General features: G+C 69.3%; 20 protein-coding genes. 8 read left to right on the plus strand and 12 right to left on the minus strand.

Features of this window, described 5'->3' with window-relative positions; genetic code table 11:
* Positions 1–2 precede the first annotated feature (2 nt).
* On the minus strand, positions 3–470 hold the full coding sequence (gene rpiB / locus ACQW02_RS14635) for a ribose 5-phosphate isomerase B (protein ID WP_431280647.1): 468 nt from the start codon (positions 468–470) through the stop codon (positions 3–5).
* A 157-nt stretch (positions 471–627) separates the two neighbouring features.
* On the opposite strand from rpiB, the gene ACQW02_RS14640 reads away from it, so the two are divergent.
* From ACQW02_RS14640 to hemB, 5 genes are all read left to right on the plus strand, one after another.
* Complete coding sequence (locus ACQW02_RS14640; RefSeq protein WP_431280648.1) at positions 628–1,938, plus strand: O-acetylhomoserine aminocarboxypropyltransferase/cysteine synthase family protein; 1,311 nt, start codon at positions 628–630, stop codon at positions 1,936–1,938.
* A gap of 157 nt (positions 1,939–2,095) precedes the next feature.
* On the plus strand, positions 2,096–2,812 hold the full coding sequence (locus tag ACQW02_RS14645) for a gluconate 2-dehydrogenase subunit 3 family protein (protein ID WP_431280649.1): 717 nt from the start codon (positions 2,096–2,098) through the stop codon (positions 2,810–2,812).
* Positions 2,813–2,827: 15 nt separating this feature from the next.
* On the plus strand, positions 2,828–4,600 hold the full coding sequence (locus tag ACQW02_RS14650) for a GMC family oxidoreductase (protein WP_431280650.1): 1,773 nt from the start codon (positions 2,828–2,830) through the stop codon (positions 4,598–4,600).
* Positions 4,597–4,971: a c-type cytochrome gene (locus tag ACQW02_RS14655; RefSeq protein ID WP_431280651.1), complete on the plus strand. Its 375-nt coding sequence runs from the start codon at positions 4,597–4,599 to the stop codon at positions 4,969–4,971. The genes ACQW02_RS14650 and ACQW02_RS14655 overlap by 4 nt, the downstream gene beginning before the upstream one ends.
* 102 nt (positions 4,972–5,073) lie before the next feature.
* Positions 5,074–6,081, plus strand: coding sequence for a porphobilinogen synthase (hemB, locus tag ACQW02_RS14660; protein WP_431280652.1), 1,008 nt, complete (start codon positions 5,074–5,076; stop codon positions 6,079–6,081).
* 51 nt (positions 6,082–6,132) lie between these two features.
* On the opposite strand, the gene ACQW02_RS14665 is transcribed toward hemB, so the two are convergent.
* A complete protein-coding gene (locus ACQW02_RS14665; RefSeq protein ID WP_431280653.1) occupies positions 6,133–6,975 on the minus strand; it encodes an alpha/beta fold hydrolase in 843 nt (280 codons plus the stop codon).
* Positions 6,975–8,183, minus strand: a complete 1,209-nt coding sequence (locus tag ACQW02_RS14670) for a CaiB/BaiF CoA transferase family protein (RefSeq protein WP_431280654.1) — start codon at positions 8,181–8,183, stop codon at positions 6,975–6,977. Before ACQW02_RS14670 ends, ACQW02_RS14665 begins: the two co-directional genes overlap by 1 nt.
* Before the next feature lie 113 nt (positions 8,184–8,296).
* Between ACQW02_RS14670 and ACQW02_RS14675 the strand changes: the two genes are divergently transcribed.
* Both ACQW02_RS14675 and ACQW02_RS14680 read left to right on the plus strand, forming a co-directional pair.
* Entirely contained in the window at positions 8,297–9,811 is a 1,515-nt protein-coding gene (locus tag ACQW02_RS14675) for an aldehyde dehydrogenase family protein (RefSeq protein ID WP_431280655.1), read from the plus strand.
* Entirely contained in the window at positions 9,811–10,410 is a 600-nt protein-coding gene (locus tag ACQW02_RS14680; RefSeq protein ID WP_431280656.1) for a hypothetical protein, read from the plus strand. Before ACQW02_RS14675 ends, ACQW02_RS14680 begins: the two co-directional genes overlap by 1 nt.
* Positions 10,411–10,429: 19 nt before the next feature.
* Here the strand turns inward: ACQW02_RS14680 and ACQW02_RS14685 are convergent, their stop codons facing one another.
* From ACQW02_RS14685 to tpiA, 6 genes are all read right to left on the minus strand, one after another.
* A complete protein-coding gene (locus tag ACQW02_RS14685) occupies positions 10,430–12,316 on the minus strand; it encodes an ABC transporter ATP-binding protein (protein ID WP_431280657.1) in 1,887 nt (628 codons plus the stop codon).
* Between the two features lie 60 nt (positions 12,317–12,376).
* Complete coding sequence (locus ACQW02_RS14690) at positions 12,377–12,934, minus strand: TIGR00645 family protein (protein ID WP_431280658.1); 558 nt, start codon at positions 12,932–12,934, stop codon at positions 12,377–12,379.
* 101 nt (positions 12,935–13,035) lie between these two features.
* Positions 13,036–14,673, minus strand: coding sequence for a CTP synthase (locus ACQW02_RS14695; RefSeq protein ID WP_431280659.1), 1,638 nt, complete (start codon positions 14,671–14,673; stop codon positions 13,036–13,038).
* A 109-nt stretch (positions 14,674–14,782) separates the two neighbouring features.
* Complete coding sequence (locus tag ACQW02_RS14700; RefSeq protein WP_431280660.1) at positions 14,783–15,760, minus strand: serine/threonine-protein kinase; 978 nt, start codon at positions 15,758–15,760, stop codon at positions 14,783–14,785.
* Between the two features lie 86 nt (positions 15,761–15,846).
* Complete coding sequence (secG, locus tag ACQW02_RS14705; RefSeq protein WP_431280661.1) at positions 15,847–16,179, minus strand: preprotein translocase subunit SecG; 333 nt, start codon at positions 16,177–16,179, stop codon at positions 15,847–15,849.
* A 45-nt stretch (positions 16,180–16,224) separates the two neighbouring features.
* Positions 16,225–16,971, minus strand: coding sequence for a triose-phosphate isomerase (tpiA, locus tag ACQW02_RS14710; protein WP_431280662.1), 747 nt, complete (start codon positions 16,969–16,971; stop codon positions 16,225–16,227).
* Between the two features lie 146 nt (positions 16,972–17,117).
* Here tpiA and ACQW02_RS14715 point away from each other — a divergent pair, with 146 nt between their 5' ends.
* Entirely contained in the window at positions 17,118–19,022 is a 1,905-nt protein-coding gene (locus tag ACQW02_RS14715) for a peptidyl-prolyl cis-trans isomerase (protein ID WP_431280663.1), read from the plus strand.
* Positions 19,023–19,151: 129 nt separating this feature from the next.
* Here the strand turns inward: ACQW02_RS14715 and msrP are convergent, their stop codons facing one another.
* Genes msrP through ACQW02_RS14730 form a run of 3 tightly spaced genes read right to left on the minus strand, consistent with a single transcriptional unit; the run spans position 19,152 to position 22,700 of the window.
* Positions 19,152–20,102, minus strand: a complete 951-nt coding sequence (msrP, locus tag ACQW02_RS14720; protein WP_431280664.1) for a protein-methionine-sulfoxide reductase catalytic subunit MsrP — start codon at positions 20,100–20,102, stop codon at positions 19,152–19,154.
* A gap of 53 nt (positions 20,103–20,155) precedes the next feature.
* On the minus strand, positions 20,156–21,610 hold the full coding sequence (locus tag ACQW02_RS14725; RefSeq protein ID WP_431280665.1) for a glycosyltransferase family 39 protein: 1,455 nt from the start codon (positions 21,608–21,610) through the stop codon (positions 20,156–20,158).
* Positions 21,600–22,700 carry a glycosyltransferase gene (locus ACQW02_RS14730; RefSeq protein WP_431285907.1) on the minus strand — a complete coding sequence of 367 codons (1,101 nt, stop codon included), beginning with the start codon at positions 22,698–22,700 and terminating at the stop codon, positions 21,600–21,602. Before ACQW02_RS14730 ends, ACQW02_RS14725 begins: the two co-directional genes overlap by 11 nt.
* Positions 22,701–22,712: the final 12 nt, after the last annotated feature.

A 22,712-nucleotide genomic window follows, 5' to 3' on the forward strand; every position in this document is an offset into this window, starting at 1 on the left:
GATCAGGAGGCACGCAGGGCGGCATCGGCCGCGGAAAGCTTGGCGACACGCCGCTCGTGCCGCCCCCCCTCATAGGGGGTGGCGAGGAAGCTTGTCAGGCTGTCGAGCGCCGTTTCCGGCCCGATCGTGCGGGCGCCGAAGCAGGCGACATTGGCGTCGTTGTGGGCGCGGGTCAGCCGGGCCTCGGTCGTGTCGTGCAGCACGGCGGCGCGGATGCCGGGGCAGCGGTTGGCGGCCATGGCCATGCCGATGCCCGTGCCGCAGACCAGGACGCCAAAGGCGGCGCGGCCCGTCAGCACCTGGTCGACCACGGCGGCGGCGAAATCCGGGTAATCCACGCTGGCCGGTCCATCCGTGCCGCAATCGATCACATCATGGCCGGCGGCCTGCATGGCGGCGATCAGCACCTCCTTCAGGGCCGGGCCGGCGTGGTCGGAGCCTATGGCGACGATCTGGGGTGTCTGCTGCATGCCCGGGTGCGTAGCACGCGGGGCAGCCGCTGCGAAACGGCGGGGCGCAAGTCTCCGCCGCGCCACACGCGGACCTGGTCGCCTTGGTTGCGCGCAAACCCCGGGTCGTTCCACCCTCACGCTCCGACGGCCCCGCGCCCAAACCAGGAAATGTTCCATGCCCTTCCCGCCCGCGCCTGCCTCCACCCATCCCGAAACCATCGCGCTGCATGCCGGCTGGCGCGCGGACCCGACCACGGGATCGGTCGCGGTGCCGATCCACCAGACGACATCCTTCCAGTTCCAGGACACCGGGCATGCCGAGCGGCTGTTCGGGCTGCAGGAACTCGGCATGATCTACACGCGGATCATGAACCCGACCGTCGATGTGCTGGAGCAACGGCTCGCGGCGCTGGAGGGTGGGGCGGCGGCGCTGGCCGTGGGATCTGGCCAGGCGGCGACGGCGTTTTCCGTGATGAACCTGTGCTCGGCGGGGGACAATATTGTCTCCTCGACCGACCTCTACGGCGGCACCTGGAACCTTTTCGCCAATACGATGAAGCAGTTCGGCATCGAGGTCCGCTTCGTCGATCCCGCCGATCCGCAGGGTTTTGTCCGCGCGACCGATGACCGTACGCGCTGCTGGTATGCCGAGACGCTGCCGAACCCAAAACTGCAGGTCTTCCCGATCGCCGAGGTCGCCGCCCTTGGCCGCGCCATCGGCGTGCCGCTGATCATGGACAACACGGCGGCCGTGGTGCTGTGCAAGCCGCTGGCGCTGGGCGCCGCCATCGTGATGCATTCCACGACGAAGTGGATCGGCGGGCACGGCACCTCGATCGGCGGCGTGGTGATCGATGGCGGGAATTTCGATTGGGCGGCCCATGCGGCCCGCTTCCCGACGCTGAACACGCCGGACCCGTCGTATCATGGCGCGGTCTGGACGGTGGCGGCCGCCCCGCTTGGGCCCATCGCCTATATCCTGCGGATGCGGACCTGCCTGTTGCGGGACCTCGGCGCGCCGATGTCGCCCTTCAACGCGTTCCAGACCCTGCAGGGGCTGGAGACGGTGTCGCTGCGGATGGAACGCCATTGCGCCAACGCGATCCGGGTCGCCGCTTACCTCGCCAGCCACCCGGCCATCGCCAGCGTCACCCACCCCAGCCTGTTCCAGGGCGAGGCCAAGCGCCGGGCAGAGGCTGCGCTGACAGGCGGCTATGGCAGCCTGATGGGCTTCGAGTTGAAGGCGGGGGTCGAGGCCGGCCGCCGCTTCATCGAGGCGCTGCGGCTGTTCTACCATGTCGCCAATATCGGCGATGCGCGCAGCCTGGCGATCCATCCGGCCACGACGACGCACAGCCAGTTGAGCGCCCAGGAGCAATTGGCCTCCGGCGTCTCCCCCGGCTACGTGCGGCTGTCGATCGGAATCGAGCACATCGACGACATCATCGCCGACCTCGCCCAGGCGCTGGACAAGGCGAGCGCATAGCAGCCCTGCGTATTTCACGGGGCCGCTGATTCGGCGAGGCTGCACACTCCCTCCGTTCCGTTACGGTGGAACGCGGGGAGTGCGTCGGAAAAATCCGGCGTTCGCAACAAGACGGTCCGGCCGCACGCACGGCCAGGTGCCGCGCGAAAGGCGATCGATGTCGAATCATCCCAGTCTGGACCGGCGGTCCTTCCTTCAGGGAAGCGCCGTCGGCGGCGCGGCCGCGGCCACGCTTGGCGGCGCCACGCAGGTCGCGGCCCAAGCCGCACCGGCCGCGGCGCCAGCCGCGCCCAGCGGCGAGGGCTATACCTTCCTGACGCCGGACGAGATCGCCTTCGTCGAGGCGCTGGTGGACACCATGATCCCCGCCGACGACTTGACCCCCAAGGGCACCGAGGTCGGCATCGCGACCTACATCGACCGTGCGCTGGCCAGCGGCTGGGGCAAGGGCGACCGGCTGTATATGCAGGGGCCCTGGCGCACCGGCCATCCGAACCAGGGCTACCAACTGGCGCTTACGCCGGCGCAGCTTTGGCGCGCGGGGATCGAGGCGACCAATGCGCATTGCGTGAAAGCGCTGGGCAAAAGCTTCGACCAGGTCACCGAGGCGCAGCGTAACCAGGTGTTGCTCGACCTCGACCAGGGGCGCGTCACCTTCGACAGCGGCCTGCCGGCCCGGACCTTCTGGAGCATGGTCTACCAGAACGTGATGGAAGGGATGTTCGCCGACCCGATCTACGGCGGGAACCAGAACAAGGTCGGCTGGAAGATGCTGGGCTTCCCTGGCGTCATCCAGAACAACCGCAACCACGTCGTCGCCTATCGCAACCGCAAGTACGAGGTCGAGCCCGTCTCGATCGCGGACATGAGCTGAGGGGGGACGACGACCATGGCACGCAAACTTCCCGAGGTTGATGTGGTGCTGGTCGGCTTCGGCTGGACCGGCGCGATCCTGGCCAAGGAACTGACCGAGGCGGGGATGAAGGTCGTGGCGCTGGAACGCGGTGCGATGCGCCGGCCGGAGGATGATTTCCAGGTTCCGCGCATCCGCGACGAATTGCGCTTCGGCACGCGCACCGACCTGATGATGAACACCACGGTCGATACGCTGACCATTCGCAATACGCCCGACCAGGAAGCGCTGCCGATGCGCCGCCTCGGCTCCTTCCTGCCTGGCGAGGGGGTGGGTGGTGCCGGGTCGCACTGGAATGGCATCAACTGGCGCTGGGGCGACATGGAGCTGCAGATCCGCAGCAAATACATCGAGAAATACGGCGCGGCCTACGTGCCCGAAGACATGAACCTGCAGGACTGGGGCATCACCTACGCCGAACTCGAACCCTTCTACGAGAAGTTCGAGAAGACCGCCGGGATCTCCGGCAAGGCGGGCAATCTGCGCGGCCAGCGCATCCCCGGCGGCAATATCTTCGAGGATCCGCGCGCCAACGAATACCCGCTGCCACCGCTGGAGGACCCGTTGTCGGGGATGCTCTTCGCCAAGGCCGCGGGGGAGATGGGCTATCACCCGCATCCGCGCCCGGCGGCCAATGCCAGCCAGGCCTATACCAACCCGGACGGTGCGCGGCTTGGCGCCTGCCAATACTGCGGCTTCTGCGAACGCTTCGGCTGCGAGGCCAATGCCAAGGGCACCCCGGATGTCACCGTGATCCCGGTGGTGATGCGGAACCCGAATTTCTCGCTGCGCACCCATGCCTGGGTGACCAAGGTCAACAAGGACAGCGACGGCAAGAAGGTGACCGGCGTCAACTACACCAACCTGCTGAATGGCGAGGAGTTGGAGCAGCCGGCCGGCATCGTCGTGCTCTCCGCCTATGGGCTGAACAACGTGGCGCTGCTGCTGTGGTCGGATATCGGCACGCCCTACAATCCGGCCACAGGCCAGGGATTGGTCGGCAAGAACTACTGCTACCAGACCGGCACGGGCGCGACCCTGTTCTTCCCCGACAAGGCCTTCAACCCCTTCATCGCGACCGGCTCCTGGGGCCAGAACATCGACGATTTCAACACGAATTGGGACTTCGATCGCCGACCGCACAACTACATCGGCGGCACGACCATTGCCGCGGGCGGCACGAACGGCCGCCCCATCGAATACCGCCCGTTGCCGGCCGGAACGCCACGCTGGGGAACGGCCTGGAAGCGCGCGGCGAAAGCGGGCTACCAGGGCGCCATGGGCATCGGGGCTTCAGGCTCGGTCATGCCGAACCGGGCCAATTTCCTCGACCTGGACCCGACCTGGCGCAACGCCTTCGGCCAGCCGCTGATGCGAATGACCTTCGAATACAAGCCCAACGAGATACGCCTGACGGAACACATCGCCGGCGTCATCAACAGGATCGCCGGCACCATGGGCGCGGCGCAGGTCACCCCGGCGGGGCCGCGGCGGAGCTGGTCGGTCGTGCCGTACCAATCCACGCATAATACGGGCGGCGCGATCATGGGCGCGAACCCGCGGGAGAGTGTGGTGAACAAGTATCTGCAGTCGTGGGACCTGCATAACCTGTTCGTCATGGGTGCCAGCGCCTTCCCGCACAACTCCGCCTACAACCCGACCGGCCCGGTCGGCGCGATGGCCTATTGGACGGCCGAGGCCATCAAGACGCGATACATGCGCGCCCCGGGCCCGATGGTGCCGACATGATGATGCGATCGGCCTTGCTTCTTGCCGTGGCGCTGGTCGCCACGGCCCCCCCGGCCCGCGCCGCCGACCCGGCGCGGGGTGAGGAGAAGTTCGCGCAGGACTGCGTCGCCTGCCACACGATGACCGGCGAGCACGGCCTTGGCCCAGGGCTGCGGGGCGTGATTGGCCGCCGCGCGGGGTCGCTTGAGGATTTCCGCTATTCGCCCGCCATGCGGCGGTCGGCCGTTGTCTGGAGTCCCGCCACCCTGGAAGCGTTCCTGGCCGAGCCGCAGGGCGTCGTGCGCGGCAACCGCATGCCGTTCGGGGGCGTCGAGAATGCCACGGACCGCGCCGATATCGTGGCCTACCTGGCGCGCGGCAGCCCACCCTGACCGGCCGGGCGGCTTTGCGGTCCGGTCGATCCGGCCTTAACTGCGCCGGAAACGCTGGACACGCATGATGCCGCACCCGACCACCTGCCACCGTTTGCCCGCATGATCCCGCAGGCCCCCTTCCCGGCCGGCCGGCCGCGCCGCAACCGCGTGGACGCCGCGACGCGCCGCATGGTCGCCGAGAACCGCCTGTCGGTGGATGACCTGATCTGGCCGGTCTTCGTGATGGAGGGGACCGGCACGACCAGCCCCGTCGCCTCCATGCCCGGCATCGACCGGGTGACGATCGATCGCCTGGCGGCGCATGTGGAAGAGGCGGTGAAACTCGGCATCCCGGCGATCGCCCTGTTCCCGATGACCCCGCCCGAGGTGAAGGACGCCGAGGGCACCGAAAGCGGCAACCCCGACAACCTCATGTGCCGCGCCGCCCGCCTGCTGGCGCGGGAATTCCCCGACCTGGTGCTGGTCGGCGACGTGGCGCTCGACCCCTATACCGACCACGGCCATGATGGCGTGCTGCGCGATGGGCCTGGGGGGTCCTATGTCGCCAATGACGCGACCTTGCCCATCCTGGTGCGCCAGGCGGTCGTGCAGGCGGAGGCCGGGATCAGCATCATCGCGCCATCGGACATGATGGACGGGCGGGTCGCGGCGATCCGCGCCGGGCTGGATGCCTCGGGGCTGATCCATACGCGGATCATGTCCTATGCGGCGAAATATGCCTCCGCCTTCTACGGGCCGTTTCGTGACGCGGTGGGGTCGGGCGGCGCGCTGCGCGGGGACAAGAAGACCTACCAGATGGATCCGGCCAATTCGGACGAGGCCCTGCGCGAGGTCGCGATGGACCTGGCCGAGGGCGCGGACATGGTCATGGTCAAGCCGGGGATGCCCTACCTGGACATCGTGCGGCGGGTGAAGGACGCGTTTTCCGCACCGACCTTCGTGTATCAGGTGAGCGGCGAGTACGCGATGATCATGGCCTCGGTCGAACGCGGCTGGATCGACCATGACCGCGGCATGATGGAAAGCCTGATGGCGTTCAAGCGCGCCGGGGCGGATGGGGTGCTGACGTATTTTGCCGTGAAGGCCGCGCGGCTGCTGAAGGCCTAGTGTCCTGAAACTGAAATTCGCCGCAGTGCGGCGAATTTCAGTTTCGGCACACTAGCCGCGCAGGAAATCCGCGATCAGCCCGGTCTGGTGGGCGTTCATCAGCGCCGGCGCGTGCCCGCAACCGGGGATCGTTTCGAGGCGCACCGACGGCGCCTCGGCCATCCGGGCGGCGACCTCCGGCAGCAGCAGGTCGCTCAATGCCCCGCGCAGCAGCAGGACGGGGCGGGCCGCCACGGCCTCCCACATCGGCCACAGGTCCATGTCCGCTTCAACGCCGCCGCGCAGCGGGTCGCCGATCGCGGGATCGTAGTGCAGGCGCCACCGGCCATCCGCGGTGACGCGCGCCGATGTCGTGGCCAGGTGCCGCCATTCGACATCGCTCAGGGCCCCGAAGGGCGCGTGGATGAAGCGCAGATGCGCCTCCAATGCCGCGAAACTCGCAAAAACCTGGTCCAGCGCCAGATAGGCCCCGATGCGGTCGAGCGATGCCTTCGGGATGAAGGGCCCCACATCGTTCAGCACCAGGCGCCGCATCCGGTTGTCCGGCATGGCGGCGACGCCCATCGCGATCAGCCCGCCCATCGAGGTGCCGACCCAGTCGTACTCCCCAAGTGCCGCCAGCATCGGCGCCAGCACCGCGACGTAGTAGGGCACACCATATTGCGTGCCGTCCGCGAACCAGTCGCTGATCCCGCGCCCCGGCACGTCCGGGCAGATGACCCGGCGCCCATCGGCCGCCAGCGCCTGGGCCAGCGCATCGAAATCGCGCCCGCTGCGTGTCAGCCCATGCACGCACACCACCGGCCGCCCATCGGCCGGCCCCCATTCGTACCAGCGCAAGGTGACGGGGGCCGGCTGGAAAGGAACGCGGATGGCGCCCGTGCGGGGCGGCATCAGACGATTTTGCCGGCGCGCAGGGTCGCGATCTCGTCGGGCGTCAGGCCCAGCAGGTCGGCCAGCACCTCATCCGTGTGCTGGCCCAGAAGCGGTGCGGCGCTGCGGTAGGTCGGCGGCGTCGCCGACAGGCGCACCGGGTTGGCGATGACCTGCACCGTCTCACCCGACGCATGCGGCATGTCCACCACCACGCCGCGCGCCTTCACATGCGGGTCGGCAAAAACCTGTTCCAGGGTGTTGATCGGCCCGCAGCCGATGCTGGCGGCCTCCAGCGCGTCCACCCAGGCGGTGGTGGTGCGGGACTGCATCACCGGCGTCAGGGTCGCGGTCACCAGGGCGCGGTTTTCCACGCGGGCGGCGTTGGTGGCGAAGCGCGGGTCGTCCAGCAGCGCCTGCTGGCCCGTCACATCGCAGAAGCGCTTGAAGGTCGGGTCATTACCGACCGACAGCACGATGTAGCCATCCTCGGTCGGGAAGACCTGGTAGGGCACGATATTGGGGTGCTGGTTGCCCAGGCGGGGCGGGTTCTCCCCGGTCGCCAGGTAGTTCATCCCCTGGTTCGCCAGCCAGGCCACATGGGTGTCGAGCATCCCGATATCGATGCGCTGCCCCTCCCCGCTCACGTTGCGGTGCTGCAGCGCGGCCAGGATGCCGATGCAGCCATAGAGGCCGGCGAAGAGGTCGGCGACGGGGATGCCGACCTTTTGCGGCAGGCCATCGGGTTCACCGGTCAGCGACATCACCCCGCCCATCGCCTGGATCAGGCTGTCGTAGCCAGGGCGCGGCGCGTAGGGGCCCGTCTGGCCAAAGCCGGTGATCGAGCAATAGATCAGCCGGGGGTAGGTTTCCTTCAGGTCTTCCCAGGACAGGCCGTACTTCGCCAAAGCGCCGACCTTGAAATTCTCCACCAGCATGTCGCAGGACGCGAGCAGGCTGTGGATGATCTGCTGACCCGCTTTCTGCGCGATATCGACCGTCAGGGATTTCTTGTTGCGGTTCACGCCGACGAAATAGGCGCTTTCCCGGGTATTCGGCACATAGGGCGGCGCGAAGCCACGGGTGTCGTCGCCGGCGTCCGGCCGCTCGATCTTGATGACCTCGGCGCCGAGGTCCCCCAGCATCTGGGTGCAGGTCGGCCCCGCGAGAACACGGGTCAGGTCCAACACGCGAATGCCAGTCAGTGGTCCCGGGGCGGTCTCGGTCATGCTATAGCCTCATGCTCTTGCCGGGGGGTGCCGCCCGGTTCATGTGTCGGGGCGGCTGATAGCCCCCAAGGCCCCCACGCGGAAGGGCCGCACCCATCGTCCGAGGAATAGCCATGCTCGACCAGCCCCGCCACCCCACGCCCGAAGCGCCGACCGCCGATCCCTTTGCCTTGGCGCGCGCGATCAGCGGATTGCACTTCATCGGCGGGCGCTACGTCCCCGCGCGTTCGGGCCAGGTTTTTGCCGTGGTGAACCCTGCCACCGGCGAACAGGTCGGCACGGCGGCCGAAGGCGATGCCGCGGATGTGGATGCCGCGGTGCAGGATGCCGCCCGTGCCCAGAAAGCCTGGGCCAAGGTCGCCGCCCGCAAGCGTGGGGCGCTGGTCTATCAATGCGCCGCCCTGCTGCGGACCCACCAGGACGAACTCGGCCGACTGATCGCGCTGGAAACCGGCAAGGCCCTGCGGACCGAAAGCCGGGTCGAAGCCGGCGTGGTCGCCGATATCTTCGAATTCTTCGGCGGGCTGGGCGGTGAGTTGAAGGGCGAAAGCGTGCCCTTCGCCCCGGACGTTCTGTCGGTCACGATCCGCGAGCCGCTGGGCGTCGTCGGCGCGATCATCCCCTGGAACGTGCCGATGCTGCTGATGGCGCTGAAGATCGCGCCCGCGCTGGTTGCCGGCAATACGGTGGTGGTGAAGTCGGCCGAGGAAGCCCCCCTCGCCGTGCTGCGCATCTGCGAATTGTTGAACCGCATCCTGCCGCCTGGCTGCTTCAACATGTTGTCGGGCCAGGGGCCGGAATGCGGCGCGCCGCTGGTCGCGCACCCGCTGGTGAAGAAGGTGACCTTCACCGGCAGTGTCGAGACCGGGAAGATCGTCGCCCGGGCCGCGGCTGAAAAGCTGGTGCCGGTGACCTTGGAACTCGGCGGCAAGTCGCCGATGATCATTTTCGCCGATTGCGATTTTGAGAAGACGGTCGCGGGCGCGCTGACCTCCATGCGCTTCACCCGCCAGGGGCAGTCCTGCACCGCCGCCAGCCGCATCTATGTCGAACGCCCGATCTTCGACCGCTTCGTGGCGGAGATGAAGACGCGGGTGGATGCCATGGTGATGGGCGACCCGCTGGACGAGAAGACCGACATCGGCACGATCATCAGCCAGGGCCAGTTCGACAAGGTCCAGGGCTTCATCGCCGAGGGCCGCTCCACCCCGGGCGCCGTCACGCTGGAATGCAGCGCCATGCCGACCGATCCCGCGCTGAAGAAGGGCCTGTTCCTGCGCCCGGTCATCTTCACGGGCCTCGATGCCTCCTCCCGCCTGGTGCGCGAGGAGATCTTTGGCCCGGTGACGGTGGTGCAGCCCTTCGATGATGCCGAGTCCGTGCTGGCGGAAGCCAATGACAGCGAATACGGCCTGGCCGCGTCGCTCTGGACCAACAACCTGAAAATCGGGCTGGACCTGGCGCATCGCCTGGAAGCCGGTCTGGTGCAGATCAACCAGAACCTCGTGGTGCAGGCCAACCTGTCCTATGGCGGGGTGAAGTCCTCCGGCCTGGGCAAGGAAGCCTCGCTGGAGGCCATGCTCGAACACTTTACCCACAAGAAAACAATCATGGTGAACATGTCCTGATGTCGTCCTCCCTGGATCTGAGCGGAAAGACCACCGCCGAGTTGCGTACCCTGATCGCCAATGCCGAGCGGGTCCTGGCCGATGCCAGGGCGCCCGCCGCGCGGCATGCGATGGCCGAGGCCCTGGCCGCGGCCGCGCGCGAACAACTGGCGGCCAAGGCGCCGAAGCCGCCGGTGCGGCCCAACGCCAAGCCGTCGGTCGTGCGCGACCTGGCGAAGGAAGGTTGCGCCACCATCGCCGATGCCGTGGCCCTGCTGTCCAAGGAATTCGACCTGACGGAAGCCACCGCCAAGGCCGATACCAAGCAGCCGCATGCGGCCCTCGGCAAGGACGGCAAGGCCAAGGTCGGCGGCGCGGAGAAGGCCGGCCTGGCCTCGATCGACCGCTACACCTCCTACCGCCGCGGGCAGGAGGTCGCGGTGCTGCGGCTGATGCTGCCGGCTGGGCGTACCGATGGGATCGATGCCGTCTGGGAAGCCGGGACCCGCAAGACGGGCACCGAGGATGGCGCACTCGGCACCGTCTATTCGGGCAGCGATCCGACCAGCGCGATCACGGCCTATCGCGGGCTATTGGCGAAGATGGCGCCGAAGCGCTGAAACGGTCGGGGTGCTGCCGTCAGATCCCGGCCACCTCGCCCATGACCGGGGCATGGGCGATCGACTGGCGCGCCCAAAGCCCGGCATAGACCCCGCCCCGGGCCAGCAGTTCCGCATGCGTGCCCTGTTCCGCGACATGCCCGTGATCCAGCACGATCAGCCGGTCCATGCGCGCGATGGTGGACAGGCGGTGGGCGATCGCGATCACCGTCTTGCCGGCCATCAGCCCGGCCAGTTGTTCCTGGATCGCGGCCTCGACCTCTGAATCCAGCGCGCTGGTCGCTTCGTCGAGGACCAGGATCGGCGCATCCTTCAGCAGCACGCGCGCGATCGCGATGCGCTGGCGCTGGCCGCCAGAGAGTTTCACGCCGCGTTCGCCGACATGGGCGTCATAGCCCGTGCGACCGCGCCAGTCGGCCAGCCCCATGATGAAGTCATGGGCATGGGCCTGGCGGGCCGCGGCCTCGATCTCGGCATCCGACGCATCCGGCCGCCCATAGCGGATGTTGTCGCGGATGGAGCGGTGCAGCAGCGCCGTGTCCTGGGTGACCATCCCGATCGCCCCGCGCAGGCTTTCCTGCGTCACCGCCGCGATATCCTGGCCGTCGATCAGGATGCGCCCGGCCTCGGGGTTGAAGAAGCGCAGCATCAGGTTGACCGCTGTGGTCTTGCCGGCGCCGGAGCGTCCGACCAGCCCGACCCGTTCGCCCGGCCGGATGGCGAGGTCGAAGCCACGCAGCACGCCGACCTCCCGCCCATAGGCGAACTGCACATGCTCGAAGCGGATCGCGCCCTCGTCGACCACAAGCTCGGCCGCCCCCGGGGGGTCGGCCGCGGTCGGCGGCACGGCGATGGAGTGCATGCTTTCCTGCACCACCCCGATATTCTCGAAGATGCTGGTGACGTTGAAGGCGACCCAGCCGGAGATATTGGCGATCTGCCAGGCCATCGGCAGGGCCGTGGCCACCGTGCCCACGCCGATCTCGCCCCGCGTCCAGAGCCAGACGGCGACGGCCGCGACCGATACCATCAGGGTGGCATTCAGCGCCGACAGCAGCAGGCCGTTCAGCGTGACCAGCCGCACCTGGCGGCCGAAGGCGGCATTCAGCCCCAGCAGCCCGTCGCGCACGAAGGCGTCCTCATCCTCCGCCTTGGCGAAGAGTTTGACGGTGAGGATGTTGGTGTAGGAATCGACCACCCGCCCGGTCAGCAGGCTGCGCTGTTCGGAGGCCGCCCGCGACCTGTCGCGCAACCGGGGCACCAGGAACCGCAGCAAGGTCGCATAGAGCAGGAACCAGACGAGGAAGGGCGCCGCCAGCCGCAGGTCGGACGAGCCGAGCCAGATCATCGCGCCCGAACCATAGACCAGGATGTACCAGACGGCATTGACCGCCTGGACCACGGATTCACGCAGCGCCGGCCCCGCCTGCATCACCCGCGTCGCGATGCGGCCGGCAAAATCCTCCTGGAAGAAGGCCCAGCCCTGCCGCACCACGTGCCAGTGCGACTGCCAGCGGATCAGGCTGGTGACACCCGGGACGATGCCCTGCTGGGTGATCAGGTTTTGCAGCGTGATGGCCATCGGCCGGCCGATCATCAGCACCGCGGCCATGCCGACCAGGACCGGCCATGACTCGGCCCAAAGTGCTGCCGGCGCGTGGCTTTCCAACAGCGATATCAGCAGGCCGATAAAGATCGGGATGGTCGCGTCCAGCGCGGCTACCGCCAGCCCCGCCACGAACAGGCCAGCGAAGAGCCCCCGCGCCTGCCGGGCAAAATGCCAGTAGAACCCGATCAGGCCATGCGGCGGCGGCCCGTCCGGGACCGGCGTCCCGAAGGCGCGCGCCGCGCGCACCCCGGGACGGGCAACGGGATCGATGAAATGTTCGAACCAACGCAGGGGCATCGGTGCCAAACGCACCGATGCGCCGGGCGCGTCAAGCGGCAAGGACCGCTCGCGCCCCGGTCAGTGCCGCGTCTGGCTCATCCGATCGACGTAGGCGATGCCGACCGCGGATAGAATGAAGATGGAATGGATGATCGTCTGCCACATCACCGCTTCCGACGTCACGGTGGCATTGGGCAGGCCGATGCGGCTTGCCTCGATGAAAGTGCGCAGCAGGTGGATCGAGGAGATGCCGATGATCGCCATCGCCAGCTTCACCTTCAGCACCCCGGCGTTGACGTGGCTGAGCCATTCCGGCTGATCCGGATGCCCCTCCAGCCGCAAGCGTGACACGAAGGTCTCGTAACCACCGACGATCACCATCACCAGCAGGTTGGAGATCATCACCACATCGATCAGCCCGAGCACGACCAGCATGATCTGCTGTTCGGTGAAATCGGCCGCATGGCTGATGAGGTGCCAGAGTTCCTTGAGGAAGAGGAACACATAGACGCATTGCGCGACGATCAGCCCGAGGTAGAGCGGCAATTGCAGCCAGCGGGAACTGAAGATGAGAAAGGGCAGCGGGCGCAGCGGCGCGGGCACTGCCCGGTCCGAGTCCGGGGCGTCAGGCGTCATGGGGATCCGATCCGAGGTCAGCGCGATCCGGCCCTCGCCGGATCGCGGCCTATATCACGGCCCGATCCCCGGCTGTCGAGGTTCGGGCTTATGACCTTCGATCAGACGAGGCGCGACTGCTTCACCGCGGCACCCACGAAGCCCGCGAACAGGGGATGCGGGGCGAAGGGCTTGGATTTCAGTTCCGGGTGGTACTGCACGCCGATGAACCAGGGGTGCTCCGGGACCTCGACGATCTCGGGCAGGACGCCATCCGGGGACATGCCCGAAAAGCGCAGGCCAGCGGCCTCCAACTGGGCGCGGTAGGCGATGTTTACCTCGAAGCGGTGCCGGTGGCGTTCCTCGATATCCGCCTTGCCGCCATAGACCGAGCGCACCAGCGAATCGGCGGCCAGCGCCGCCGGATAGGCGCCGAGGCGCATCGTGCCGCCCAGGTCGCCACCCGCTTCGCGGCTTTCGGTCTGGTTGCCGCGACGCCATTCGGTCAGCAGGCCGACCACCGGTTCATCGCAGGGGCCGAATTCGGTGCTGTTGGCGAGCGGCAGCCCGACCAGGTTCCGGGCGGCCTCGATCACGGCCATCTGCATGCCGAAGCAGATCCCGAAGAAGGGGATTTTTCGTTCGCGCGCGAAACGGACCGCGGCGATCTTGCCCTTGGTCCCGCGTTCACCGAAGCCGCCAGGCACCAGGATGCCATGCACCCCGTCCAGCCGGGCCAGTGCCTCGGCCGGCGCGCCCTCGAAGATCTCGCTGTCCACCCAGTCCAGCTTGACCTTGACCCGGTGGGAGATGCCGCCATGGGCCAGGGCCTCGGCCAGGGATTTATAGGCGTCGAGCAGGCCCGTGTACTTGCCGACCACGGCGATGGTGACTTCGCCTTCCGGCTGGTCGATCGCGTCGACGATGCCGTTCCAGCGGGTCATGTCCGGCTCGCCATACACGGACAGGCCGAAGTGGCGCAGGACTTCCCGGTCCAGCCCCTCACGCGAATAGGCCAGCGGCACGGCGTAGATCGAGGAGGCATCGAGTGCCGGGATCACGCTTTCGGGGCGGACATTGCAGAACAGCGCGATCTTGCGGCGTTCGTTTTCCGGAATCGGACGGTCGCAGCGGCACAGCAGGATCTGCGGCTGGATGCCCAGGCTGAGCAATTCCTTGACGCTGTGCTGCGTCGGCTTGGTCTTCAGCTCACCGGCGGAAGGAATATAGGGCACCAGGGTCAGGTGCACGAAAAGGCTGCGCTGCGGCCCAAGCTCGTTGCCCAACTGCCGGATGGCTTCCAGGAACGGCAGGCTTTCGATGTCGCCGACGGTGCCGCCAATCTCGACCAGCACGAAGTCCAGCCCATCCGTCTCCGCCACCACGGCGGCTTTGATCGCGTCGGTGATGTGCGGGATGACCTGGACGGTGCCGCCCAGGTAATCGCCGCGGCGCTCCTTGGCGATGACCTCCGCGTAGATGCGCCCGGACGTCCAATTGTCGGCCCGCGTCGCCGCGACTCCGGTGAAGCGTTCGTAGTGCCCGAGGTCGAGGTCGGCTTCCGCGCCGTCATCGGTCACGAAGACCTCGCCATGCTGATACGGGCTCATCGTGCCCGGATCGACATTGAGGTAGGGGTCCAGTTTGCGCAGGCGGACTTTATGCCCGCGCGCCTGGAGGAGGGCGGCAAGTGATGCCGCCGCGATGCCTTTGCCGAGCGAGGAGACCACGCCACCGGTGATGAATACGAACCGTGTCATGGGCGATTGGTGTAACCCCCCTATGGGGCGGCCGTCCACCCGCCCCGACGCGTGGGCACCATGTGCTGGCCGTGGGTTGTAGCCGGGCGAAAGGTCCCGGCGGCATCCGTCACGCCTTGGGCAGCGACCGCCCGGACAACAATGGCCGCTGGCCGACAAGGATGGCGACTCGGGCGGCCAGCCCGGCGCCGCGGCTCGATGCCGGCATCCGGGCCCGCACGCCGAGCAAGCCCAGGCCGCGCGGCGGCGCCGGCCCGTCGTCCAGCCCCGTCCCCGCCGCGGCCAGCACGGCCGCGGCCATCTCCGCCGCGCCCTGGAACCGCGCGGCCGGCGCCTTTTCCAGCGCCCGCGCCAGCACGCCGTCCCAGGCGGGGTCGAGCCCGGCCAGCAGCGTCGACGGCGCGCGCGGCACATCGTGCAGGATGGTGTTCAGCAGGCCCGGCATCTGGCCGGCAAAGGGCCGCCGCCCGGTCAGGCATTCGTAGAGCACGACCCCGGCCGCCCAGAGGTCGGCGCGATGATCCGCGGCCTCACCCCGCACCTGTTCGGGGGCCATCCAGGCCGGCGTGCCGAGCAGGGTGCCGGGCTCCGTCGCCTCACCGGCCCCAAGCCGCGCGACGCCGAAATCGCCGAGCCGCACCTGGCCGGGGCCAGGCGCATCATCCATCGCGAGCAGGATATTGGCCGGCTTCACGTCGCGATGGATGACGCGGCGGGCATGGGCATGCCCGAGCGCTTCCAGCAGTTCGAGGACGAGGGTCGCGGCCTCCGCCGGCGGCAGCCGGCTGTCGCGCGCGAGCAACGCCGACAGGGGTTCGCCAATCACCAGGTCCATCGCGATCCAGGCGAAATCCCGGCCATCGCCGGCGTCGTGCACCGTCACGACATGGGGGTGCGACAGGCGTGCGGCCGCCATTGCCTCGGCGGTCACGCGGGCGGGTTCCAGGCCACCGGGCCCGCGATGCACAAGTTTCAGGGCGACAAGGCGACGCAGGCGCACGTCCAGCGCCTCCAGCACGGTTCCGCTGGCGCCCTGACCGATGACGTCCCGCGGCGCATAGCGCCCGGCGATCAGGGAAGTGTCCATGAGAAGCGTCCCGCCTGGTTTGACGGGTCGCATCCTGGGCAACCGATGTGAACGAAGCCTTTACGCGGGCCGTGACCCGCGAGGGATCAGTTCGTCGGCACGGCCGGCAGTGCGGGCAAGGCCGGCGCGGCGGGGGCCGCCCCACCGGGCGCGCCCACGGCCGGGCCGTCCAGGATGGAGCCCTGCTGCGACGCGCCGCGCCCCAGCAATGCCAGCACCAGCGCCAGGACCATGAAGGCCGTCGCCAGGACACCCGTCGCGCGGGTCAGGAGGTTCGCGGTGCCGCGCCCCCCCATGAAGCTGCCCATGCCTTGGCTGGACCCGATCCCGAGGCCGCCGCCCTCGCTCCGCTGGAGCAGCACGACGCCGATCAGGGCGAGGGTCACGAACAAATGCAGGACGATGAGGACAGTTGTCATGGTTTCCAGCGTCTAGCGCAGCACGCGTCGCCCCGCCACCCCGCTTCAGGCGGCGGCGGCAATGGCCAGGAAGTCGGCGGCGACCAGGGCGGCGCCGCCGACCAGGGCGCCGTTCACCTCCGGCAGCGCCAGGATGGCCGCGGCATTGCCCGGCTTGACGCTGCCGCCATACAGCAGCCGCACCCCACCGCCGGCCGGGCCGCAGAGGCCCAGCACCTCGGCGCGCAGCCGGGCGTGCATCGCGCGAATGTCGCCCTCCGTGGGGGTCAGGCCGGTGCCGATGGCCCAGACCGGTTCGTAGGCCACGACGCCGCCCGCTTCGGCAAAGCCCGGCGGCAGGCTGCCCGCGAGTTGGCCGGCGACCACGGCCTCGGCCTCCCCGGCCTCGCGCTGCGCCAGCGTCTCGCCCACGCAGACGATCGGGCACAGCCCGGCCGCCATGGCGGCCGCCGCCTTGGCGGCGACCTGCGCGTCGGTTTCGGCGTGGTCGGCGCGGCGTTCCGAATGGCCAAGGATGACCCAGGCGGCGCCGGCGTCGCGCAGCATGCCGGCCGACACGTCGCCGGTATGCGCCCCCTTGCCGGCCGCATGGCAGTCCTGCGCCCCAAGCCCGACCGCGCTGCCGGACACGGCGGGCGCCACGGCAAGCAGATGGACGACGGGCGGGCAGATCAGCAGGTCGGCTGGCAGGCCCGCCGATCCCGCGACGACGGCACGCGCCAGGGCCACGGCATCCGCGACCGTCCCATGCATCTTCCAGTTGCCGGCGATCAGCGTCCGAGGCACGGGCATGGGGGATCTCCTGTATGTCTTGCAGCGCCCTAGCGCCCAGCCGGGCTTGCCGCAACCGCTTCACGGCCCTCTGGCGCGCCGATGGCCGCGGTCACGCATTCCCCCCGCCCCGGTTTTCGGCTACCCGCGCCAGCATGATCATTCAGATGCGCCGCCTTGCCTCCACCTGGTTCGCCAAGGGCCTGTTCCTGCTGCTCGTCCTGTCCTTCGGGATCTGGGGCATCGAGGACACGATCCGCGGCCTTGGCCAGGACACCGCCGTTGCCCGGGTGGCCGGGCGCCCGATCGAGCTTGTCGATGCCCAAGTCGCCGCCCAGCGCGCGATCACGCGGACGCAGCGCCAGCTTGCCGGCCGGGTGGAGATGGACGCCGACATGCGGGCGGCTGTCGCACGCCAGGCGCTGGAGGCGATGATCGCCGACCGCGCCCGCTCGGCCGAGGCCGAACGCATGGGCCTGGCGGTCCCGGCCGCGACGATCCGCGATTTTATCTGGGCCGTCCCGGCGTTCCAGGGCGGCGACGGCCGCTTCAGCCGCCTCATCCTCGACCAGTTCCTGCGGCAGAATGAATTGTCGGAGCCGGAGTTCCTGCGCCTGGTCTCGGACGACCTGCAGCGCATCCAGTTGATCGGCGGCGTGCGCGCCGGCGCCACGGCACCGACCGAGTTGACCTCCCTGCTCTATGGCTTCGCCAACGAGCAGCGGATCGCCGATGTCGTCGAATTCGCCTACCTCTCGGCCCCGGAGCCGGAGCCGCCGACCGAGGCGGCGCTGCGCCGCTTCCACGAGAACAACCCGGAAAACTTCTCCGCCCCGGAATATCGCACCGCCGTGGTGGCCGCCCTGTCGCCCGCCACCCTGGCCGGCGAGATCCAGATCGACGATCGCGCCATCGAGGAGGCCTACGCGAGCCGCCGCCTGCAATACGAAACGCCGGAGCGGCGCGACCTGGAGCAGGCGCTGCTGCCGACCGAGGACGCGGCCGCCGCCGTCGCCACAAGCTGGCGGGCCGGGGCCGACATGGCCACGATCACCGCCGAGGCGCGGGCCGCCGGCGGCAACGCCCTGGCGCTGGGCGACGTCGATCGCGCCGCACTGCCGCTGCCTGAACTCGCCGAGGCCGCATTCGCGCCGGCCCAGGGTGGTGTCAGCAATCCCGTGCGCAGCCCCTTCGGCTGGCATGTCTTCCGGATCGTGGCGGTGACGCCCGGCACCACGCGGAGCCTGGCGGATGTGCGGGGCGAGTTGGCCGCCAGCCTGGCCACGGAACGCGCCGCCGATGTCGCCTATGAACGCGCGAACCGGGTCGAGGACGCCCTGGCGGGCGGTGCCACCCTGGCGGAGGTCGCCCCACGCTTCGGACTGGGCCTGACGGAGGTCCGCACGGATTCCCGGGGCCTGGATGCCGAAGGCCGGCCGGTGCCGCTGCCCGTCACCGCCGATGCCCGCGCCGCGACCCTCACCGCGATCTTCGCGGCCGAGCAGGGGCGCGGACCGCGGATGGAGGAAATCGGCGGCGGCACCTTCGTCGCGATCGACCTGCGCGAGATCACACCCGCCGCGCTGAAGCCGTTCGAGATGGTCGAGGCGGATGTCCGGCGCCTGTGGCTGCTGGATGCCCGCCGCCGGCACCAGGAAGAAGCCGCCGCGGGGCTGCTGCGCAGCGTCCAGTCGGGCACGCCGATCGCGCAGGCCGCCGCCGCCGTGGGGCTGTCGGTCGATCGCATGGGCCCCTTCGGGCGCCGCCCCCCCGCCGCCGATGCGCCGCCGCCGGCGGCCAGCCAGCCGCCGAGTGAGTTGCGCGGGCCGGTGTTTTCGCTGGCGCCGGGTGGCGCCACGATGGTCGCCACGCGCGATGGCTATGTCGTCGCCGTCCTGGTCGAGGTCGTCGCGGGCAACCCGGCGGCCGACCCGATCGGCCTCGCGACCATCAAGAGCGAGACGGAGCAGGCGATTGCCGCCGACCTGGAAGCCCAGTTCACCGCCGCACTACGGGACCGCGCGAATGTGCGGCTGAACAACAGCCTGCTGCCGGCGTTGACGGCCCGGTAGCCCGCCCCGCCGCGGCGAGAGCGCCCTAGACCGCGATGCGTTCGCATTCGCTCACGCATCGCGGTCTAGCTTGTTGTTTTGTCGCGTGATTCAGCCCTGCGGCGCATTCGCGCCTACGGCCATCATGCTCTAGGCCCAGAGGCGTTCCCGCTCCAACCCACGGTACAGGTCGGCGACAAACTCGCCGTAGCCGTTGAAGATGCGCGTCGGGACGCGTTCGTTGGTACCCAGCAGCCGTTCGGTCGCCTGGCTCCAGCGCGGATGCGGCACCTCGGGGTTCACATTCGCCCAGAAGCCGTATTCGGAACCCTGGATCTGTTCCCAATAGGATACGGGGCGCTGGTCCGAGAGGGTGATGCGCGCCAGGCTCTTGCCGTGCTTGAAGCCGTATTTCCACGGGAAGACCACGCGGATCGGGCCGCCATTCTGCGGCGGGCAGGGCTTGCCGTACATGCCGACGACGACGAAGGCCATTTCATTGGCCGCTTCCTCGATCGTGCAGCCTTCCTTGTAGGGCCAGGGATACCAGGACTGGCGCAGCCCGGGCATGTTGGCGCGGTCGGCGGCGGTTTCGAAGACCACGTATTTCGCCGCCGAGGTCGGGGCGGCGAGTTTCAGCAATTCGGAGAGCGGGAAGCCGGTATAGACGGCGGTCATCGCCCAGCCTTCGACGCAGCGCATCCGCAGGACCCGCTCTTCCAGCGGCATGCGGCGGATGATGTCGTCGATGTCCAGGTCCTGCGCCGTGCCGACCATGCCGCCGATACGCAAGGTCCAGGGCCGCTGCGGCAGGCGCTGCGCCAGGCGCGAGATGCCCTTGTCGGTGCCGAACTCATAAAAATTGTTGTAGGTCGTCGCCTCGCGCTCGGCGGTCACGGCGCGATCCGGGCGGAAGCGGGTATTACGCATCGCGGCCATCGGGTTCGGCGCGTCGCCGGCCGGGGCCGCACCTTGGGCCAGGGCGGCCCCGGGCAGCAGCATGGCGGAGGCCCCCATCAGCGCCCGGCGGTTCAGCACCACGGATTCGGGGGTCGCAAGACGTTCGGGGATTTCCCAGCCGCGCGGAATACGGATGTTCATGTGGTCTGTCCTTCGTCTCGGCACAGGGGAGGTTGTCCCCGCGCCGCCCGCCGTCAAGGCTTCGGGCGCGGCAACACGGCCACGGGTGGCATCTCCGCCCGAACGGTGACGCGGTAGAGCCGGTAACGCTCCGCCTCGATCCCGCCGCGCGCGCGGATGATGCCGCCGAGGGGGACCGCCTCTGGCCAAAGCGGGGCTCCCTCACCTCGTCTTTCGCTGCGGACCAGCAATCCGGTTACGCCGGATTCCGGCGTCGGAAGATTAAAAAGATCCCAGCGGTCGGAAATCGCCATCACCGCGACGCCGGGCGGTAGGCGCAGCGCCAGTTCGGCGGCCAGGCCGTATTCCTCGGCGGCGACGAAGGCGAGCCCAGCGTCGCGGCGCGCGGCCTCGACCTCGGCCGTGAACGCGGTCCATCCGGCCAGTCGCGCGAGCGAGGGGTCGGAGCGTCGCGGCAAGGGCAGCGGGCCGAGGGTCGCCTGCACCAGCCCGAGGATCGCGAGCACCAGCCCCAGGCCTAGGGCCGGTCGCCGCCACCCATCCCAGCGCGGCCCGAGCATGCCCGCGGCCGCGAGGCAGGCGGCGGGGTAGAGGATCGCCGGCCAATTGCCTTGCACCCGGCTTCCGGTCGCCTGCCAGAGGAACAGCGCCGCCCCGGGCACGATCAGCGCCGCCAGCAGCGCCGCCCCCGCATCGCGCCGCCGCAGCGCCGCCCAGAGCGCCACGGCCCCGCCCACGACGCAAAGCACGAAGACGAGCGGTGTCGCCAGCCCGGCCTGGCCGCCCAGGAACTCCCAGACAAAGCGCAAGCCGGCGCCGCCGGTCGCCGTGCCCGCCCGGCCGCCCTGTTTGGCGAAGGACGCCCAGCCATGCGCCGCGTTCCAGGCGATGACGGGGGCGAAGATCAGGACCGCGAGCGCCCCACCGGCCCAGAGCTGCCACCGCAGCAGCCAGTGCCGCGCCGCCCCCACCACCCAGATCGCCAGGCCCAGCCCCAGCAGGACGGCGGTGTATTTCGACAGCAGCGCCAGCCCGGCGAAACAGCCCACCGCCAGCCACCAGCGCCCGTCCTGCGACACATGCAGCCGCACCGCGGCCCAGAGCGCCAGGCACCAGAACACCACCAGCGGCGTGTCCGGCGTGACCAGCACCGCCCCCGCATTGGCGAAAAGCGTCGCGTTGAACAGCGCGGCCCCCCAGGCACCCGCCCCAGGTCGTGCCGGGAACAGACGCCGCCCGGCGTCCCAAAGCGCGACGGACGCCAGCGCCAGCCCGAGAGGTCCGAGCAGGCGAATGCCCAAAGGGGTCTCGCCCAGGACAAGCGTCCCGGCCCGGATCCAGGCCGCGACCATCGGCGGATGATCGAGGTAGCCCCAGGCCAGCGCACCGGACCAGATCCAGTAATAGGCCTCATCCGGCGCGATCGGCACCGCCGCCGCCGCCGCCAACCGCACCAGGGTCAGCAGCAGCAGGGCCAGCGCCCAGTTGCGATCCGTGCTACCTTGCACGCCAGACCAGCGTGCTGGAGACGGCGTAGTTCCACACCACGGTCAGGGCAGCGCCCGCGGCGCCGGCCAGGCGCCACCCCGCCACCTGGTCCGACACCAGGAGCGAGGAAATGCCGACATTGGCGAAGGCCCCAAGCCCGCAGACCACGTAGAACAGCAGCAGGCCCCGCCACAGGCCAGCCCCGCGCAGGCGCACGTCGCGGTAGGTCAGCGTGTTGTTCAGCCAGAAATTCGCCGTCATCGCGACCAGCGTCGCCGACCATTGCGCCGCTGTGAAGGACAGGCCGATGCCGCGGACCGCAAGGTTCAGCGCCAGAAGATGCACCAGCACCCCGACCACGCCGACCAGGGCAAAGCCCAGGAAGCGCAGCGGCACCGCGCCGCCAAAGCGCTTGTCCAGCAACAACCCCGCGAAATCCAGCAGCACCAGCGCATCCAGCTTGCTCTCGCCAGCCTGGCGGGCGCGGAAGACGTAGGGGATTTCGGCGATGCGCGGCGGGCTCGGCAGGGAGAGCAGGATATCGAGCAGGATCTTGAAACCCCGCGCGGTCAGCCGGGGGGCCGCGGTCTCGATCACCGCCCGCCGCAGCAGGAAGAAGCCGCTCATCGGGTCGCTGACGGGCGCGGGCAGCAGCAGGCGCGCTGCCCAGCCGCCGAGATCGGACACTTTGCGGCGGGCGGCCGACAGGCCCTGGCCCACGGTGCCGCCCTCGACATGGCGGCTGCCGATGGCGATGTCGGCGCCGTCCTCGGCCGCCGCCAGCATGGCCGGCAGGGCGGCCTCGTCATGCTGCAAATCGCCGTCCATCACGGCGACGTAGGGGGCGGAGGTGGCGAGCATCCCCTCGACGCAGGCCGAGGACAGGCCGCGCCGCCCGACACGGCGGATCACGCGTATGCGCGGGTCGGTCTCGGCCAGGCGGCGCGCTTCATGGGCCGTGCCGTCCGGGCTGTCGTCGTCGACGAAGATCGCTTCCCAGGCGATGCCCGCCAGTGCCACGTCCAGCCGCGCGGCCAGGGGCGCGACATTGGCGGCCTCGTTGTAACAGGGGATGACGACGGCCAGGTGTGCTGGCAGGGCGTGGTGCATGGTGGCGCCCGC

The organism is Humitalea sp. 24SJ18S-53, assembly GCF_050632385.1.
Lineage (GTDB): Bacteria > Pseudomonadota > Alphaproteobacteria > Acetobacterales > Acetobacteraceae > Humitalea.